Annotated in this window: 17 protein-coding genes; 12 read left to right on the top strand and 5 right to left on the bottom strand. The window is 40.7% G+C overall.

Translation table 11 applies throughout. The features are described from left to right. From F3741_01975 to F3741_01940, 8 genes are all read left to right on the top strand, one after another. Positions 1-602 (top strand): VWA domain-containing protein (locus F3741_01975; protein MZG29563.1); only part of this gene is annotated, 602 nt, incomplete at its 5' end. A gap of 3 nt (positions 603-605) precedes the next feature. Then, positions 606-1,613: a VWA domain-containing protein gene (locus F3741_01970; protein ID MZG29562.1), complete on the top strand. Its 1,008-nt coding sequence runs from the start codon at positions 606-608 to the stop codon at positions 1,611-1,613. 231 nt (positions 1,614-1,844) lie between these two features. Further along, entirely contained in the window at positions 1,845-2,549 is a 705-nt protein-coding gene (locus F3741_01965; GenBank protein MZG29561.1) for a Bax inhibitor-1/YccA family protein, read from the top strand. Positions 2,550-2,618: 69 nt separating this feature from the next. Next, positions 2,619-3,353, top strand: coding sequence for a tetratricopeptide repeat protein (locus tag F3741_01960; GenBank protein ID MZG29560.1), 735 nt, complete (start codon positions 2,619-2,621; stop codon positions 3,351-3,353). A gap of 1 nt (position 3,354) precedes the next feature. Continuing rightward, on the top strand, positions 3,355-5,136 hold the full coding sequence (locus tag F3741_01955; protein MZG29559.1) for a protein BatD: 1,782 nt from the start codon (positions 3,355-3,357) through the stop codon (positions 5,134-5,136). Then, positions 5,133-5,882 carry a hypothetical protein gene (locus F3741_01950; protein MZG29558.1) on the top strand — a complete coding sequence of 250 codons (750 nt, stop codon included), beginning with the start codon at positions 5,133-5,135 and terminating at the stop codon, positions 5,880-5,882. The genes F3741_01955 and F3741_01950 overlap by 4 nt, the downstream gene beginning before the upstream one ends. 20 nt (positions 5,883-5,902) lie before the next feature. Next, the gene (locus F3741_01945) at positions 5,903-8,098 is read left to right on the top strand and encodes an FdhF/YdeP family oxidoreductase (protein ID MZG29557.1); all 2,196 of its coding nucleotides are present in this window, start codon (positions 5,903-5,905) and stop codon (positions 8,096-8,098) included. 2 nt (positions 8,099-8,100) lie between these two features. Next, positions 8,101-8,883 (top strand): hypothetical protein, encoded by a 783-nt coding sequence (locus F3741_01940; protein ID MZG29556.1) that lies wholly within the window; start codon positions 8,101-8,103, stop codon positions 8,881-8,883. Positions 8,884-9,170: 287 nt separating this feature from the next. Here the strand turns inward: F3741_01940 and F3741_01935 are convergent, their stop codons facing one another. From F3741_01935 to F3741_01925, 3 genes are all read right to left on the bottom strand, one after another. Continuing rightward, positions 9,171-9,836 carry a hypothetical protein gene (locus F3741_01935; GenBank protein MZG29555.1) on the bottom strand — a complete coding sequence of 222 codons (666 nt, stop codon included), beginning with the start codon at positions 9,834-9,836 and terminating at the stop codon, positions 9,171-9,173. Positions 9,837-9,847: 11 nt separating this feature from the next. Continuing rightward, entirely contained in the window at positions 9,848-11,116 is a 1,269-nt protein-coding gene (locus F3741_01930) for an MFS transporter (GenBank protein MZG29554.1), read from the bottom strand. A 168-nt stretch (positions 11,117-11,284) separates the two neighbouring features. Then, a complete protein-coding gene (locus F3741_01925) occupies positions 11,285-11,953 on the bottom strand; it encodes an IS1595 family transposase (GenBank protein ID MZG29553.1) in 669 nt (222 codons plus the stop codon). 737 nt (positions 11,954-12,690) lie between these two features. Here F3741_01925 and F3741_01920 point away from each other — a divergent pair. Both F3741_01920 and F3741_01915 read left to right on the top strand, forming a co-directional pair. After that, complete coding sequence (locus tag F3741_01920) at positions 12,691-14,880, top strand: adenylate cyclase (GenBank protein ID MZG29552.1); 2,190 nt, start codon at positions 12,691-12,693, stop codon at positions 14,878-14,880. Between the two features lie 437 nt (positions 14,881-15,317). After that, entirely contained in the window at positions 15,318-16,169 is an 852-nt protein-coding gene (locus tag F3741_01915; protein ID MZG29551.1) for a pentapeptide repeat-containing protein, read from the top strand. Positions 16,170-16,200: 31 nt separating this feature from the next. Here the strand turns inward: F3741_01915 and F3741_01910 are convergent, their stop codons facing one another. Further along, positions 16,201-17,118 carry a formylglycine-generating enzyme family protein gene (locus F3741_01910; protein MZG29550.1) on the bottom strand — a complete coding sequence of 306 codons (918 nt, stop codon included), beginning with the start codon at positions 17,116-17,118 and terminating at the stop codon, positions 16,201-16,203. Positions 17,119-17,296: 178 nt separating this feature from the next. Between F3741_01910 and F3741_01905 the strand changes: the two genes are divergently transcribed. After that, complete coding sequence (locus tag F3741_01905; GenBank protein ID MZG29549.1) at positions 17,297-18,259, top strand: hypothetical protein; 963 nt, start codon at positions 17,297-17,299, stop codon at positions 18,257-18,259. 77 nt (positions 18,260-18,336) lie between these two features. Here F3741_01905 and F3741_01900 read toward each other — a convergent pair whose 3' ends face one another. Next, on the bottom strand, positions 18,337-18,621 hold the full coding sequence (locus tag F3741_01900) for a hypothetical protein (GenBank protein MZG29548.1): 285 nt from the start codon (positions 18,619-18,621) through the stop codon (positions 18,337-18,339). Between the two features lie 129 nt (positions 18,622-18,750). On the opposite strand from F3741_01900, the gene F3741_01895 reads away from it, so the two are divergent. Continuing rightward, positions 18,751-19,228 (top strand): DUF1566 domain-containing protein (locus F3741_01895; GenBank protein ID MZG29547.1); only part of this gene is annotated, 478 nt, incomplete at its 3' end.

Here is a 19,228-nt window from a genome sequence, read left to right as displayed (position 1 = left end):
GAATAGGCATGGTGGTTTTCGGCGAGCATGCCTACACACAATGCCCACTGACACTGGACCAGGGTATCCTGCAATCATTTTTGAGCAAATTGGAGATCGGAATGGCCGGTGACTCAACCGCTATTGGGTCTGCAATTGGGATTGCCGTAAAAAGGCTTAAGGATCTTGAGTCAACATCCAAAGTTATTATTCTTTTAACGGATGGCAGGAATAATGCGGGTTCGCTCCCGCCCATCCAGGCGGCCCAAACAGCTAAAACCTTTGGAATAAAAATTTACACGATTGGTGTTGGCACAAGAGGCAAGGCGCCTTTTCTGGTCAATTCGATATTTGGACAACGCTATGTCTACCAGCAGGTGGATATAGATGAAAACACTCTCAAAGAAATTTCTGAAATTACAGGCGGCCAATATTTTCGTGCCACCGACCTCGAGTCCCTGAAAAACATATATAAGCGGATTGATGAAATGGAAAAATCTGAAGTTAAAGTTATTGATCATTCCGAGTACAAGGAGTTGTTTCATTATTTCCTGATAGCGGGGTTAATATCCCTATTAATGGAGATAGGTCTTTCCAATACAATTTTGAGAAGGATTCCCTGAATAATGAGATTTGGTGATCCCGGTTTTTTTCATTTGATCTGGAGTCTGGTTCCTCTGATATTTTTCATGGTTTGGGGTGTAAAGAAAAAGCACCAGCTAACACAGAAGTTTTGCGGAACCCCTCTCTTGTCAAAACTTGTCCAGCCTGGAATAATAAAGCGACAACAAAGCAAAAATATTTTTATTATTCTGGCAATCCTGTTTTTATTTCTTGCTCTAACCCGTCCTCGCTGGGGTTATCAATGGGAAGACCTGCACCAACGTGGAGTCGATGTAATAGTTGCCCTGGATGTTTCCACCAGCATGCTGGCTGAAGATATCAAACCCAACCGCCTGGAGAGGGCCAAAAGAAAAATCTCCGACCTTCTGGATATGATGGATGGAGATCGGGTTGGCCTTGTTGCCTTTGCTGGGACCTCATTCGTACAATGCCCTTTGACGCTCGATTATGGCGCGGCCAGAATTTTCCTTTCAGCCATTGACACACAATTGATCCCGGTACAAGGAACCGCCCTTGGAGAAGCTATCGAATCTTCAGTGAAAGCATTTCGAACCCGGGAGAAAAAATCTAAAGCCCTGATCTTGATAACGGACGGGGAAGACCAGACAGGAAAAGCCCTATCCGCTGCCAAATCAGCGGGCAAGCAGGGCGTAAAAGTTTATACCATTGGAATCGGCGGTGAAATAGGCGCACCCATACCAGATTCATCTAACAACGGCGGGTTCAGAAAAAATCAGAATGGGGAGGTTATTGTTTCCAAACTTGACGAGACAACCTTACAACAGATTGCTTTAGAAACAGGGGGAAGCTATGTCCGCTCAGTCACAGGAGATATCGACTTGAAAACTATATACAAGGACCAGATAAAAAAGCATATCAAAAAAAAGGAACTGAAGTCTGAGCGCAGAAAAATCTGGCAAGAGCGTTTTCAATGGTTCATTTTCGCGGCACTTATATGCCTGATGATAGAAACCTGCCTGACTGAAAAAAAGCCCATGGAAAACCCGTGAATTTAGTCTGCATTCCAGCTCAGGTTTTTGGTAAAATGGTATAAACCTCTTCAATCGGGGTAGTAATTGGACAACATTTCAGTACACCAAAATTAGTATTTGCTTGCCATAAAAGTACCCGCATGCTGGTGATACGATTAGTGGCCTTGACAATATGAGATAGCGATTTTATCTTATCAAGAGTTACATAAACGATTGTTTTATCTGTTTAATGCATATGAAAGGAAATAAATAATGGATAGTTCATATAGAACCATGAGCCTGGATTCTACAGCCGCTGAACAACAGCGTTTCATGGTACGTGTCTATAACTGGATGACAGCAGGACTGGCTATAACTGGTTTCATGGCCTTTTATATTGCCAACAGCCCAACTATGATGAACCTGATCTTTGGCAATCCAATTATGCCAATTGTTCTCATCATCGCGCAAATTGGGCTTGTATTCTGGCTGGCTGCAAGAGTCATGCAAATGAGCGCAAGTCAGGCAACCGGTGTTTTTATGCTCTACGCGGGTTTGACTGGAATTACTTTTGCGGCCATATTCATGGCCTATACATCCACATCTATTTTTTCCACCTTTCTGGTCACCGCGGGAACCTTCGGTGCCATGAGCATGTACGGATATACTACCAAAAAGGACCTGACTTCATGGGGAAGCTTTCTGTTTATGGGACTAGTTGGAATTATCATTGCATCCCTGGTGAACATTTTCATGCAAAGCACTATGATGCATACCATTATCACTTATGCAGGAGTGCTCATCTTCGTAGGACTAACCGCCTACGATACACAAAAGATTAAAGAAATGAACATTCTCGGCAATGAAGGTACCGATGAAGATACAAAAGAAGCCATCCGTGGGGCACTGACCCTTTATCTGGATTTCATCAATTTGTTCCTCATGCTCCTCAGGCTCATGGGAGACAGAAGGTAAGCCTCTATTCAATTTTTAAGGTTCCCGGCTTCTAAAAGCCGGGAACGCTGTTTTTCCTTTGCAAAAGCTATGATTTACCCCTTCCTCTTTTTTCTTATTTTATTTTTTCAATCCCCTGCCTTTGCAGAGTCGGTGGATACTAAAATGCGAGAGGGCATCTCTCAATATTACGAAGGGGAGTTTAAGGAAGCCGCAGATAACTTCTCATTCGCACACACTGACCGCCCTGAAGACTCACGTATATCCTATAACCTGGGCAATGCCCGATACAGGGATGGAAAGTTTCAGGAAGCTATGCAAGCCTACAGCCAATCTGCATTGGACGAAAAAAATCCCACTATCAAGAAAAAGTCCCTTTACAACACGGGCAACACGATGGTGAAACTGGGAAAACTGGAAGAAGCCGAGACGGCTTATAAGAAGGTTCTGGAGCTTGACCCTGGTGATATGGATGCCAAATACAACTTGGAATATGTTCGCAAGCAACAGGAACAAAAAAAAGAGCAGGAATCAGGAAAAGATAAACAGGAAGGTGAAGACAATCCTTCCGAAAATGAAAAGGGTGAGGATCAGGATCAAAGCAATGAAGGTGATCAGCAATCAGAGAACCAGTCCCCCCCGCCAAATAATGAGAACCTTGAAAATGAAGGTCAGAATAAACCCAGCCAGAGTGAAGAGCAGTTAGGGGAGATATCAAAAGAAAAAGCTGAACAAATGCTGGAAGGTCTTAGCGAAGATTTAAAAGATATAAGCCGAATGCAGGCCGGAAAAACGAAATCTAATTATCAGGGAAACGACTGGTAATATGAGACTGTATAAATCAAGTAAAACCATACTTTTCTCTCTTTTGCTTTCCCTTAACCTCAGCAATATTTGCTTTGGAGAAAATGTTTCTGTCACCGCAACGGTCGATAAGAACAGTTTGACACTGGAGGACACATTACAGCTTTCCATAATTATCAAAGGGAGCAAAAACACGCCTCCACCTGAACTGCCTCCCTTACCTGATTTCAAGGTTGTTTCATCAGGCACATCCTCATCAACGCAGTACATAAATACTCAGCGGAGTGTTTCAATCACCTATAACTACCGGTTGATACCTATGAACACGGGGAGCATCGATATCGGCCCCGCCCGTGTGAATATAAATGGGAATACGTATTCCACCAAACCCATAACAGTTGAAGTGCAAAAGCCTTCAAGAACACCGGCACTCGATAAAAAGACCGCTTTTATCGAAGCATCTTTATCCAGTGAGAAAGCATATATTGGAGAGCAGTTAATCTATACATTCCGTTTATTTCACCGCATCGAAGCCAAAAACCTGGATTTAAAATTACCTTTTGACAAAACCTGGTTTAACAAAGAAGAACTTGGTAAACCCAAGACATACATTAAAGTCATAAACGGACTACAGTATAATGTGCAGGAACTATCCTTAGCTCTTTTTCCTTTGAAAGAAGGGGTCATCAAAATACCGCCGGCCGTCATAGAGCTGGATCTATTTCACAGAGTACAAAACCGCACTAGAAGAGATCCATTCCGTCACTTTTTCGATGACCCGTTTGGAAGAAATGCCCGGGCCGAGCACAAAGTATTAAGGTCTCAACCTCTCTCAGTTAATATTTCTCCCCTGCCACCTGGAGCACCAAAAGGATTCAAAAATTTAATTGGGCAATTCACAATTTCTGCAGACATTGGAAAAACTAACCTTGAAGTTGGCGATACAACCACGTTGACAGTGACCATTTCTGGCCAGGGTAATGCTCGCGACATATCTTTCGAACCACCAGACTTAAAAGGTCGCTTTAAAATATATCCTGACAAACCTGTGTTTAATCAAATTGTTCATAACGACAAAGTCCGAGGAACAAAAACCTTCAAGTTTGCGCTGGTTCCACTTGAAGAAGGTCGCATAACACTTCCAGAGTTTGTCCTGCATTATTTTGATTCAGAAAAAGGTCGTTACCGTACCGCAAAATCCCGATCGATATCATTAAATATAAAACCTTCATCTATCAAAGAGAATCTAAACCTTGTCCAACCCAGCCAGAAGGAGATAAATAGCACCAAACCAGAAATCGAAACTCTTGGAGAAGATATATTACCCATCTACACAGAGTTGGACAGGTTTCAAAATAGAGGTTCTATTTCATTTATATACATGACAGCCGGCTTTGGCTCGCCAGTAATTCTGTTCATTACTTTTGCGTTTATAAGAAAGCAGCAGATCCGGATGAAATATGATGTAGCTTTTTATAGAAGTCGTAATGCCTATAAAAATGCCTGCAACCGCCTAAAACAATTGACTCAACATTCCGACTCAAAAGATTTTGCCCGTGAACTTTCAGAAATTCTGCGCGAATACATTGGTGACAAACTAAACCTGCACGGCAAAGCGATAACCGCAGAAGAAGTTGAGAACCACCTGAAAGATTCAGACTATGACTCTGGAAAGGCCGAACGAACGAGGAAACTTCTCGAAAAGTGTGAAACTCTGCAATATGCTCCAATGACCCAGGGAAGCACAAAAGAACTGCTCAACGATTCTGAAAACTTGATTAAGGTCTTGGAGGAACAATCATGAAAACCGCCAAAATCTTATCATTCATATTTACTGCATTATTGATATTTTCATCAATACAGCCAGCAGAGTCCTCTGACTACCTGAACGAGGTTGTTCGAGCTAACAACCTTTATACTGAAAAAAAATACTCAGAATCTGCCCAAATTTATGAATCCCTGGTCAACAAAGGTGAACGTAACGGACACTTGTACTACAACCTGGGTAACGCATATATTCGAATGGGGAAAACAGGGCATGCGATTTTAAATTATCTCAAAGCTTTAAAATGGATACCAGGAAATGAAAATCTTCATGCCAATCTCAAATTTGCCATTCAACAAACTCAGGACAAGACTGAACTCCCTCCCCCGGGAACACTTAATGTTCTATTTTTCTGGGTCAATGATTTCAATATAAACGAACTGATCTATTTTGCCATGTTCCTGAATTTTACTTTTTGGATCTGTATGGCACTGTGGATTTATTTCCCTGCCCTGAAAATTGCACGAAACGCCCTTCTATTTCTTCTTTTACTGTCTTTTGCTTCAATTGGAGTTAAAATAAAGAATGAATCAGATATTCAGATAGGGGTCGTATTGGCAAACAGTCTGGAAGTTAAGTCTGGTCGTGCCGCTGATGCAATCACCCTCTTCCAGTTGCATGAAGGTGCCTTGATTACTGTCACAGACAAACATGACAACTGGCTGGAAGTTCGAATCAACGAGAAACAAAAAGGTTGGGTTCCACAAAATTTGATAGGAACCTGAGGTCTTAACGGAGTATATCCATGAACTCGAAACTTCCCCGTAGTGCTGGCGGGTGGGGAGCTGTCCGCTATTCGATGAAAATGGCAAACCGGGCCGGTGGCCTTTGGCCCATGCTTAAAGCACTGGCTTCACGCAATAACTGCAAAAGCTGCGCGTTAGGAATGGGTGGTCAGAAAGGGGGCATGCGTGATGAAAAAAATCACTTTCCCGCGGTTTGCAATAAATCATTCCTGGCTCAGGCTTCCGACATGCAGGGAACCTTGCCGGAAAACTTTTTTGAGCAGTTTGATCTACCCACTTTATCTACATGGTCGCCCCGTCAACTTGAGCTGAGCGGTCGTTTGACCCAACCTGTACTTTGTGAGCCACAAGATGAACATTATCGTCCCATAAGCTGGTCAGAAGCAATTGATCGAGTGGTTGACAACCTCGAATCAACATCACCAGACCGTTCTTTTTTTTATGCAAGTGGTCGTTCCTCCAATGAAGCAGGATTTCTTTTGCAACTGTTTGCCCGCCTCTACGGAACGAATAATATTAACAACTGCTCTTTTTATTGCCATCAGGCTTCCGGGGTTGGGTTGAACCAAAGCCTTGGAACAGGCACAGCGACCGTTGAGCTTAACGATCTCGATCATGCTGATTTGATATTTTTAATCGGAGCCAACCCTGCTTCCAATCATCCTCGATTCATGCGCATTCTCATGGATGCGCGACGCCGAGGAGGACATGTCATTGTTGTAAACCCGGCGATAGAGAGCGGTCTTGTAAATTTCAGTGTGCCCTCTGATATTAAAAGCCTGTTTTTCGGTTCAGAGATTGCCAGCCATTACCTGCAACCTCATATAGGTGGAGATATTGCACTCTTTAAAGGAATTGCAAAATCACTTTTAGAACAATCAGAAGAAAACCCAGATCTAGTGGATCAAACATTTATAAACAGCAATACACAGAACTTCACCGAAGTTGAACAAGATATTAGAACTGAGTCATGGGACAATATTGAATCTGCATCCGGCATTTCTCAAGCAGAAATAAAAAAAACTGCTGATATATATTCCAAAAGTAAAAATACTGTATTTGCATGGTCGATGGGGATCACGCACCATGCCTTTGGAGTCAACAATGTTCAATCCATCATCAACCTGGCTCTGATGCGTGGGATGGTGGGTAAAAAGCATGCAGGCCTTCTCCCCCTGAGAGGACACAGCAATGTTCAGGGTATTGGTTCCATGGGAGTCACTCCAGTATTGAAGAAAGCGGTGTTCGACAACCTTGAAGCAAAATTTCCGGTCACCCTGCCCAAAAAGTCAGGACTTGATACATTGGCCTGTATTGAATCCGCAAATAATCAGGAAATTGACTTTTCCTTCAATCTCGGAGGAAATTTATATGGCTCGAATCCTGACTCCAAATTTGCCCAAGAATCCCTTTCTAAAATTGGTTTCAGTCTTTTCCTCAATACCACATTAAATCAGGGACATTTTCTTGGTCGAGGTAAAACCAGTCTAATTTTGCCGGTATTGGCTCGGGATGAAGAGCCCGAACCTACAACGCAGGAAAGCATGTTTAGTTATATCAGGCTCAGTGATGGGGGTATAAATCGCTATGCCGGCCCAAAAAGTGAAGTGAAAATTATCGCTGAGTTAGCTCATCGCTTAATGAAGGACTCAAACCTTCCCTGGAAAGAATTGAGTCATACAGGAAATATTAGAGAACTCATCAGTTCCATTATTCCCGGGTTTGAACAAATGAAAAATATAGGGCAAACAGGCAAAGAATTTCATATCGGTGGCAGAATTCTACATACTCCCGGATTTCCTATGCCAGAAGGCAAAGCCCGTTTTAAAGTATGCCCAATTCCTGCCGTTAGGGGAAACAAGGAAAACAGCTTTATTTTAATGACAATTCGGTCAGAAGGACAATTCAACACCGTTGTTTATGACTCTGATGACCGTTATCGCGGTGTGTCATCACGTAATGTGGTTTTAATGAACGAAGAGGACACCAACAGGCTTGGATTGAATCAAGGTGACATCGTAACAGTTAGAAATGATACGGGAATTATGGCAGGACAAAAGGTGCATATTTACCCTATCAAACTAGGAAACGTAATGATGTATTATCCGGAAAGCAACATTCTTGTGCCACGTCAGTTTGATCCCCAATCGAAAACCCCTTCATTCAAATCTATTGAAGTAATTGTGGAGAAGTGACAATGATGTCAGGGCGAATTCATATCTTTAAAAGTGTATTCATCGTACTATTTTTATCTGCGTTTTTAGTTATCTCACCGGGATTAACTTTTGCCAGCAGTAATAAATCCTTTGTAAAGAAAATCAAAATAATTGGCAATACACTGATCGACTCATATGATTTGGAGAAATATCTTGATTTAGGTAACGGAGTAACTATGACTCCAGAGGTCATGGACATGGTCATTAGTGAGCTAAGGGCCAATTACCAATATCACGGTTACCCTTCGATAGAAGCTTATTCAATTTTAAAAACAAAAAACGGGGTTATGACAATCAAGGTAGACGAAAAAAATGAGTTTCGCTGGGGCAAACCACGTGCTGAAAGAGCTGTTTTAAAAAGAGCCTTTCTGAACAACATCACCCTCAAGGAAGAGAGGAAAAAGCAAATCATTGAAACCTTGTTAAAAGGTTATCAAAAGCAAAAAAAGATTGAAGAAATTGTGGCAGGTTTTTTTGCAGGAAAACAAAGAGAACGCATCGAGGAAATTGAATCAGAACATAGAGCTTCTATGCGTGACAAAATCGCCGACAAAGTCAAAGAGTTTAATAAGATCCAGAAAACCATTGAAGAGAATGAAGCCAAAAGGATAGAAGTTATGAGGAATAGAATCCTATCTGCCGGACTCGAAAAATTTGACGACTCAATAACTAGTCAATTAGATCAAGAATCTGTAGAATATACCGATCTTGATGAGTTTCTGGATAACGTGATGTTTGAGGAAATGTTGCACCCTGGGCTTTAACTTAGTGAAGTAAGAAGTTCTTGTATCTGTACTTTCTTATTTGCATAACCATCTTTATAAATCTTGATCACCTTTTTGACAACATCTTTTTTTGCGAGAGCTTCCTCACCATCGTTTGCAGAGGATATTCTTTAGCCTTCCTTATAAAGCTTGATCTCTATAACAGCTAAAAAAGTTCTTCATCATCAACTAATAGATTTCTGTGAGCTATTATTTCCTGGTTTAAAAAAGTATTTCGATTATCAAAAAATTTAAGCAGCTTTTATGACTCAAATAATGTCTTAATACTATTCACTTTCGCTAGTGATCAAGTTATTTGACCGGAAAAATTCTAAACAATCATTTGCAATCCAATCGATATATGACAAGAGCCCATGGTCAGAATCCAACTCTTTGAATTGGCACCAGGGGCGTTTTCTGGTAAATTCAATGGATTCCTGAATATTAACTGTTTCATCGTGGAGGCCATGAACAATACGCATTGGTATACAACGTGTTATAGGCATAGCATCCCATTTTACCGCATCAAGAAATAAACCTGTGTTTAAATTAACCTCCCTATTGTAACTGTAATGAAATACCGGGATCGAGTCGGGAACTGACGAGAACGAATTCTTATCCCAACCCATATTTTCCATCCAGCGATTTAGAAAGTTGAAGCCAGGTGCCATCAAATAAAGTGCTTTTATTTCTTTCCTGGTTTCAGCAATTAGCGTAGCCAGATATCCACCCATACTGCTTCCAATTAACGCAAAATTTGCACCTCTTTTCTCATCAATAATTTTTTGAATAAGTGAAACTTGCTTGGTCAAAGTCAAATTTTTAAAATCACCCTGCTGTAGATCAGGAATTGTAAATGAAAGTTGAGCCCTCTCAAAATGATCTTTAAAAGCACAGGCTTTTTGAGAACCTGGCCCCGAAGCAAAACCATGAAGATAAATAAATTCTGTCATCACTATACGGCCTATATATGTTGCTCATTGCCCTTTTCCAAAGCCTGAACACTATCTCGCATTTTCCACAACAGTATGAGTCCCGGAAGTGCGGCTAGAAAAGTAACAAGAAAAAACAAAAGCCAGCCAAGCCCTGCAACCAGTTCACCTGATAAAGGCCCCACGTAGACACGCCCTAATGAGGCTAAGGCCGATAATAAGGCAAATTGTGTGGCTGTAAAATTATGGTTACACAATGCCATCAAAAATGCGACAAAAGCAGCCGTCCCCATCCCTCCAGCCAGATTCTCAAAAGCAATAGTGAAAACCAATAACACATAGTTTTTACCGACCATTGCTAAAACCATGAATGAAAGATTAGAGATCGCCTGTAAAACTCCAAATAACATAAGAGAGCGGTATAAACCCATTCGAGCCATGAGAGCGCCTCCAAATAGAGCTCCTACTATCGTTGCTCCCAAACCCATCCCTTTGTTGATCACTCCTACTTCGGAAACAGAAAAGCCAACCCCACGCAGCAAAAAACTGGTAGACAGACTGCCAGCAAATGCATCACCCAATTTATAAAGAACAATCAAGCCCAACATCTGCCAAGCCTTTTCACGGGAAAAAAACTCAACCATAGGTTCACTCACCGCCTCCTTTAGGGTTCGAGGTGGTGTTCCCGGCTCATCGGGTTCAGGACCGAGCCATGCGGCCATCATCCCTACAACCATCAAAGCTGCCATCAACATGTATGTTAAACGCCAACCCAAAATTTCTGACAATATTAAAGCCAGTGCGCCAGAAACAAGCATTGCGATTCGATAACCGGTCACAGAAACTGCCGCCCCCAGACCACGCTCATTTTCTTTAAGCAATTCTGCCCTATAAGCATCAACAACTATATCTTGAGAGGATGAAGCAAATGCTAAACCAAAAGCTAGAAAAGCTAGAATCCAGGGAACATTGGCGGGCGATATTAAGCTCATAGTGAATATAAAGGTAAGGAGCAAGGCCTGAAACGCTAGAATCCACCCACGCCTCCGACCAAATAACGGGAAAGAAAATCGGTCAAGTAATGGAGACCAAAGAAATTTCAAGGTGTATGGTAAACCCACTAAAGAAAACAGCCCTATCGTCTCAATCCTGACTCCCTCAACCGTCAACCACGCCTGTAAAGTGCCGCCTGATAATGCTAGGGGCAAGCCAGAAGAGAATCCTAGAAATAAAATAGTCGCAACCCTTTGATTTACAATGGAATTCAATTTTATCTTTATATTAGTTAATTTAAAAATAATAGCATGAGATAAAATAGCAACTTAAGAAAGCGCTTTTCTCTATGCTAGCTTCCAGTATCAAAATATCTGAAACTGCTAAGAATTGTACCTCAAATTAACAAATTTTGCCCATATGGGTAATTGACATCAACCTTTAATATTAAATAAGGTTCATGACTAGTTAAGCGGTCATTTTTTGGTGATTTTTAAAAGTAAATGATACAGGTTTTCACCTCTATGGTTGAACCTAAACTCACACTCTTTAAGATGCAAATAAAAAGTAGATTTAGAAAGACCTCGGAACTTGGCCAGTCTCATTTTAGCGATACCCCAGAAGTTTTCAATTCCGTTAATATGAGACTTACTGTTTGCAAATTCGTCGTTGCCATGTTGAACCCGGTGATGCTTTTTATAGCCCAGGTCAACGAGACCGTCATAGCCTTTCCACCCATCGGAGTGGATTGTGCTTTCAAAATCCACCTTGCCCCGGATCACTGCTTGTAGTGTGGCCCTGGAGCAGTTAGGAACGATTCTTGTGTATACTTTTCCATTACGTTTGAGCAATCCGAAGACGATGGTTTTGCCACTGGCCCCACGACCTCTTTTCCCTTTAATCCGCCGGGCACCAAAAAAACTTTCATCGACTTCGATATCGCCAGAAAATGGAGATTCCAATTCACATTCTTCAGCAATTCTTTCGCGGATAAGAAGCAGATATTTATTAACCGTATTCCGATTTAAACCCGTCAATTGGGCAATCTTAGTCGCTTCAATATCCAGGGAAAAATACTTTAAAATCTCCCGAAATTTCCTCTTCGAAATTCGGGCACGTTGCAAAATAGCGTAACTCTTTGTCATAACTGAAGTTTAAACCACTTTTAATGGCTTTAACTAGTCATGAACCTTAAATAAAATTTGTACATCAGTGAATAACTTTTACCTTTAAAAACACCTATAAATTCTTGTTTTTATATAACCTTTTCGCCCTTTTTTACCGATATGCAGTAAAACCCAGAGACTAAATTTTGAAAAACATAAAGTCACTGTAATTGGCCAAAGAGCAATTTAAGATAAATACTGGGGAGTTGAGCAAACCCAAGGAGCTTGTTTAAGGATAATGTTGATGCAGAAAATCTTACCCGGAGTGACGCGAAAACTATTTTGAAATGAAGGTGCAGAAGAATTAATTACCTCAACCATTGAAGAATATATGAAAGAATGCGTCAAACAGGCTATTGTTGACGGCCATACTGATAATGTTGTGATTAAGAGTTCAGAGTTTCCTTCCAACTTGGGACTTTCAACAGGCAGGGCTTCAGTGGTTGGCTGATTCTTCATTGAAAAAATTCGTTTCCCATCTGAAAGAAGGGTTGTAGCGAGATATGGAGAATGCAGGCCCCTAAAAGAAAATACTATCGACGACAGCTGTGCCGCGGATCAGAAAACCAGCACGATTCCGGCTCCAAAACCTGCTAATCAGGCAAAATAGCCCCTGGTAAATAGAAGATAAGTGATATATTTTTGGTGAAGTTATTTAACTGTATTTAGAGTAAAATTATTATTAACTCAAATGTATTTAAAACATAATAATAGCCATGGAATCAAAGGAATATCCTAGCACTAAACAGCAAGAAGCCGAAAACATCTTTGCTGAAGAGTCTACTCCAAAGGAACCGGTAAAACTTTCGAAAGAGCCAAGTGAAAAGGCTCAAAAAATACTTATCAAATCTGATGCAGAAGCACTGTATTCCAACCGGCAGGCATTTTTAAGATTTAATCGATTTAAAATAGATCGAAACCTGATTACCCTTTCAGAGATTGACCGTTTGATATTTCTAGTTATACCTCGACTACTGCACGTGCATCAAGAAGGGCTTCCCGGTTATTTTGAGGGAGCCCCCCCCTGCGGCATACACAATTTTGAATTAGATAAGGAGGCCCAGGTCGCTGCCGAAAAATTGTTTCCCGATGTCATCATCAGGAGAAACCCAGAACTTAAACCTGTCATCCACACAGCATTACTGATGGGTAGTGTTGGGTCTATCGCTCAAACAAAAAAATCAGACCTTGACTATACATTACTTGTGGATAAAAAGGATTTTACTGAAGAAAGTATGAAGCTTTTTCAGAAAAAGCTAAACCTGATAGAAACCTGGACCTGGGACAACTTTAACCTTGAGACCCACTTTTTCATCAATGATTATGAGGAAGTGAAAAATAATATTTTTGGTGAAAGTGACAGTGAGAGCACAGGTTCGGCCCTGGCAAAACTTCTTAAAGAAGAAATGTACAGAACCATGATTATCGTCACCGGGAAAATCCCATTCTGGCTTATCGCCCCAGTGGACTGTGACGATAACCGGTACTATGAGCTGTATGAAAAGTTGATGACAGGGCAAACCTTGCTGAAAAAAGAAGAGTTCATCGACATGGGTAATGTTGACGATATTTCCCAAGGTGAGTTTTTTGGTGGATCCATTTGGGCTCTGATCAAATCCTTTAAATCTCCTTTCAAGACACTTATGAAAATGGGCGTTCTGGAGGAGTATATGTTTGGCAATACCAAGTCAAACCTGCTTTGCCATCAAGTCAAGGATAAATACTTTAACGATGCCCCTTATCTGGACATAGACCCTTATTTAGGAATGTTTGAGAGAGTGCAAAAATTTTTTAATGAGTCAAAAACAGAAGAAGACGTCGATGCATTAAGACACGCTTTCTATTTGAAAGTCGGAACACAGGTAACCCCCGAAGAATTCGAAAAAGGTTCGGATATATGGAGAAAAAGCACACTTATAAAAATGCTTAAAGATTGGGGATGGTCAGCAGAAAAAATTGAAAATCTTAATCAATATCCAAGTTGGCAAATGATGCACAAGGTAGAATTAGGAAACCGTATTAACAAAATTTTGATGGCATCCTATAAGAATATTTCCGAAAAAAACAAGAGCCTTGATCCCAGCGAAAGCCTAATTACCGAAAAAGATACTCATCTGTTGGGTCGGAAGCTCTTTAGTTTTTATAGACCCGCCCCTAATAAAGTAGATAATCTTGGTGCCCTAGTAGATGGTAAAACGGCTGAAGACGAATTAACTTTTTTATTAGAAAAAAGAAAAAATGAAAAACCCGAATGGTATTTACTTCGAGGCATAATTAGAGATTCAATTCGACAAATTGACAAAGAAAATATTATTAGAAAATCTGCAACTCTCCCTTTTCTTCTTGCATTTGCTGTCTTTAACAACCTATTTAGCTTGAACACTAAAGTTCTGTTAAATTCCGAAAGTATCTCGATCAAGCAACATGATCTGGGTTCTCTACTCATTATGCTCAAGAATTTTATAGAGTCTGTAAATATAGCAGCGTTGTCAAATGAAGACTTGTTGGGTGATGCTAAAATCAACCAGCTATTCTTGTTAATTGATTTCGGTAATCCTCCTTCTCCTGAAATTAGCATGGGAAATATAAAAGATTGTAAAAGTAACGACGAGTTAAATAATTTTATTAACAAAAGAATTGATCGCATAAAAAATATCACAAGTATCTATTTAACTTCTTGGGGTGAGCTTTTCTGTAAATCCTATGCAGGACTAAATTGTTTGCCAAGATGTATCAATGAACTAAGCTCTCAATTAAGTTTGGAAAATCTTGAAGTTTTAAATTTTCTTCAGGTTTACATACCCAGTGGTCGAAGAGAACGATTAAAGATACCTTGGCTAAATAATTATATTTTACGTTCATTAAAAATTAGAGCCAACGCTCAGGAAAATAAAGTAACTTCTTAAACAGAGCTTTTTCTTAGTTTGACCAAAATTCATGGCAACACTAGACTAATATTACAGAATGTATTCAAACCTATTACTTATGAAGCTTTAGATATTTTGATAAAATCACCCAAAAATGTATTGTAAGTATTGCTTAGGTGATATGAAATAGCTGGAAATAAATAAACAAAATTAATAATCATTTTCTAAAAATTGCTTTGCGATTTTAGATTGTACAACTCTGGCAAAAACATGGATCACCAAATTTTATAGCATTATGTTGTCAAACCCTATTCATTTATTAGCACGATATTTAACATGAGAATAAGATATAAGGTACTTTAGGAAATTTGAATCAAGTTTGTATAATTTGAGTTCATCGTTTAGTCAATCCTCAAAAAATTTAACGGAATATGAACGCGCTTCTAACGCCAGCGTAACAATAAGGAATAAAAATAATGTCAAACGTTGATGAGATGATCACATTAATCCTGAAAGAGCCAAAACAGGATGGAGGTGATTTCAGTAATTTTGATTTAAAAGGTGTCAGCCTCAATGGCGCAAGCTTTGTTTTTGCAACTTTAATTGAAGCTAATATAAATGATTCCGAGTTGCAAGAGATAGACTTTTCCCAGGCCTCTTTGGAAAAGTCAACGATGAAAAATGCTAAACTCAAGAACCTTAATTTTACCGGGACAAACCTTGAGGGAGTCAACTTCGAAGGGTCCACTCTTATAGGATGCAGTTTTAATAATGCTGATTTATCTAACTCAGAGTTCTCACAAACAAAAATAAACGAATGTGATTTCCAAGGAGCAAACCTGAGCCACGCTAATTTTTATTCCTCCACCATAGAAAATAGCAACCTGGCTTTCGCCAGAATGATGTATGGTTTTATGAAACAAGTTGTGATCGCCAAGTCTCGACTTGGGGGTATCAATGCACGAGGTGCAGACTTTAGTTTCTCCAAACTGACCGAAGTGGACTTAAAAGGAGCGATTCTTAAATATGCCGACCTCAATTCCTGCACGTTCAAGGAAGTAAATTTAACCACCGCGAACTTGATTGGCGCTGAGTTAAAAGATGGACAATGTGCAGGCATAACATGGGAAGAAGCCAACCTGGAAGGGTCTGACCTGACTTATGCAAACATGGAAGGTGGCAACCTCAAAAACGCCTTTCTACTCGAAGCAAACTTGCATGGAACAAACTTCACCAACGCAAACCTGTCAGACGCGTATCTGGTAGACGCAAACATAGCAAAGGCGATCACCAAAGGCGCCAACCTGGAAAACACCATACTAGCCTGACCTCATTCTGGCCTATCAAACCAGCAGGTTATTATTTTTTCTTACTGTCTTCCGGGATTATTTCTGACGCGCACCGGAATCCAACATTCTCAAAAAAATCATTTGGGTTCACTTCAGTGCGATTGAATGCATAGCGGTAAGCTGGTAAAAAATAATGACCTGCTTTCTGAAACCCGTTTCCCCTCAAGACCTTGAGTTCCTTGCCATACCTTGAGTTTGGTTTGGGGTTGCCCGGATAAGGAAGGTACCAGTCTAAAGTCCATTCCATAACATTTCCTGACAAACCATATATCTTGTAAGGGCTCACATCCTCAGGATAGGCTGTGACCGGTGCAGCTTTCCGGTCACCCTCTATACCCAGGTTTGACTTACCTTTAACAAACTCCTCACCCCAAGGGTATGGCAGACCGTTGGGTCCCCTGGCAGACTTTTCCCATTGTGCTTCGGTGGGCAGTTGTTTACCCGCCCACATGCAATAAGACCACCCCTCCCACCAGGTAACCTGGGTAACTGGATGCAAAGCCATTCCTTCAGGAAAAGTCCCGTTTTCCCAATGTGCCGGCCTGTCCGTAAACTTTGTTGCCTTCAAAAACTTCTGGTATTCCTCATTAGTCACTTCATATCGGTCCATGTAAAAATCACCCAGATATAATTTCCTTTCAGGATGCTGGTCGATATAAAGGGGCTTTACGGATCCAATTTTTTTATGTGTTCCTTCCTCATCAACTTTGTTTGTACCCATGATGAATTCGCCTGCAGGAACAAGAACCATTTCTTTCTGGTCCCTCTCTGATACCTTTACAGGGGTCATTTGTTCTTTTTCGCAATCACATAACTGGCAGCCAGAAAGAAAAAACAAAAGCAATATCAAAACCACTAAGGTATAGTAGTAAACAAAAGAATACTTCGTCATGCGTCCTCTAGAATTTATCAATAAAGTCTTTGCCATTATATTCATTTTAAATCTGGGTGCGAACTTTTTCCTCGCAAACACCACCCAGGCTTTTAATGCTTCAATTTCTGCCAAGACATACGGTGAGCCCTACCCTCATATTCTGAAAAAACAAATTTTCACCCTCAATACACGAAATATTAAAGTGCTCAACTCTCAAGGCAGACACCTGTGGATGGGAACGGAACTGGGAGCTATCCAATACGATACACATACATTAGAAGACTACGAAGTCTACGATAACCAGAATCATTTGCTAAGCAATGGTATTTTTTCCATTGCCTTTGATTCAAACAACCTGCCGTGGATCGGGACTTACGGTGGCGGCCTCAGCCACCTGAACGGAGGTCAGTGGAGCCATTACAATACTCCGCAAGGATTAAATGATGCCTTCGTCTATGATATCGAGTTCAATAAAAATGTTCTTTGGCTGGCTACCTGGAGTGGTGTCAATAAAGTTAAAGGGAATCCAGGCATAAGAAAAAACTGGGAAAGCTTCACGGTTGAAAGCACGAATGGAGGATTGATAGATGACTGGGTATATGCTGTTGAAATAGAAGCAGACGATAAAATCTGGTTCGGTACCGAGTCAGGGATCTCCTCATTTCAAAATGGCAAGTGGAGTTCCTTTGACCATAATGACGGACTGGGAGCGCCATACGAAATGGTTAAAAGTGACAACCAGGGCATCATGTCTCTCTTTAGGGGCCAACACCACTCAGCATCTCCTTCCATTCCTAATTTACAAACTTCGGACTACCGCCCCAATTATGTGGTTTCAATGTTATTGGACAAGAAAAACCGCCTATGGATAGGCACATGGGGAGGGGGATTGAGCATGCTGGATACCCATACCCAAAAGTTTCGAAATTTCACAACGAAAGATGGGTTACCGGGAAACTTTATTCTCTCTCTTGAACCAGACAAATCTGGGGGACTATGGATAGGCACCAATAATGGATTAAGCCGTTTTGACGGTAAGAGCTTTCAAAACTTTTCTGCAATAAACGGATTAAAATCAAAATTCATTTTCAGCATTGAAGCAACAAGCGACCATTCCCTCTGGGTGGGTGGAAACAACTCACTGATTCGTCTGGTTCTCGATCCTGAAACCGGACTTCCCCTGAGTTTAAATTGACCCAACGCAAACAGTCAGAGCGTATTAATGGTTCTACTAAAACTTGCCTTTGGCAGTGTCCTCCATCCGTTGGCTGGTCAAAAATCTTCATCATCAGGATCATCTTCTGTAAGAGCTTCCTCCACTTGCTCCTGTTCAGCCTGATCCATCAAATCCTTGATCTGCTCATACCCTGTTGCCAGCTTCTGGATATTGACCAGTAAGGTGATCAATTCTGCATCCGGGCAGTCACGGATTCCCGCAACCAGGGCTCCCCTTTCATCCTCATCGTATTTTTTATCCCATTTCTCAAAAACACTGAGGATCTTGTCTTTGCAATGGATCAAATCATAAAAAAAACTTTGAATTTCGATTTTCGGCATAACATTCCTGAGTTATAAAAATTAATCTATCAATTCTTAAAGGACAAAATTACAAATCAATATTTGCCATTAAGACACTCTTTAAAATATACTATCCACTGCTATTTCTAAACTATTTTTTAGAGGCCTATGTCAGACGAAGATCGTTTTAAAGATAACGGAAATGAAACCTTAACAGATACCAAATACAATCTTACCTGGACCAGGGAAGACAGCTATCAAATGCGCAACAAATGGTGTTCCTGGAAAGGTGCCAACAATTATATTAACTGGCTCAATGAACAAAAATTCGCAGGTTTTGATGATTGGAGGCTGCCAAAAAGTCAGGAATGCAGAAATTTGTATGATCATGATTGCAAAAATACTGATTTTAACGGCGACATCGTTCATTTAGACTACAAATTTCCTGAAGGTTGCGGGTCCACCTACTGGTGTCAGGAAGAACAGGGAATCAATGCCATTGCCTATAATTTTTACAGCGACCGGGCTTATCAGGTCAGAAAAAAGGCCAAAGATGAGGAAAACATGTGTTGCCGAGCTGTCCGCACTTCAGGTCCTCCGGTAAAAACAAGTGGACGTTTATCCAATACTGGGCGAACGCGTCGAG

This window comes from Nitrospinota bacterium (genome assembly GCA_009873635.1).
In the GTDB taxonomy this organism is placed as follows: Bacteria; Nitrospinota; Nitrospinia; order Nitrospinales; family VA-1; genus LS-NOB.
This window is presented reverse-complemented; position numbering and strand designations above follow the sequence as displayed.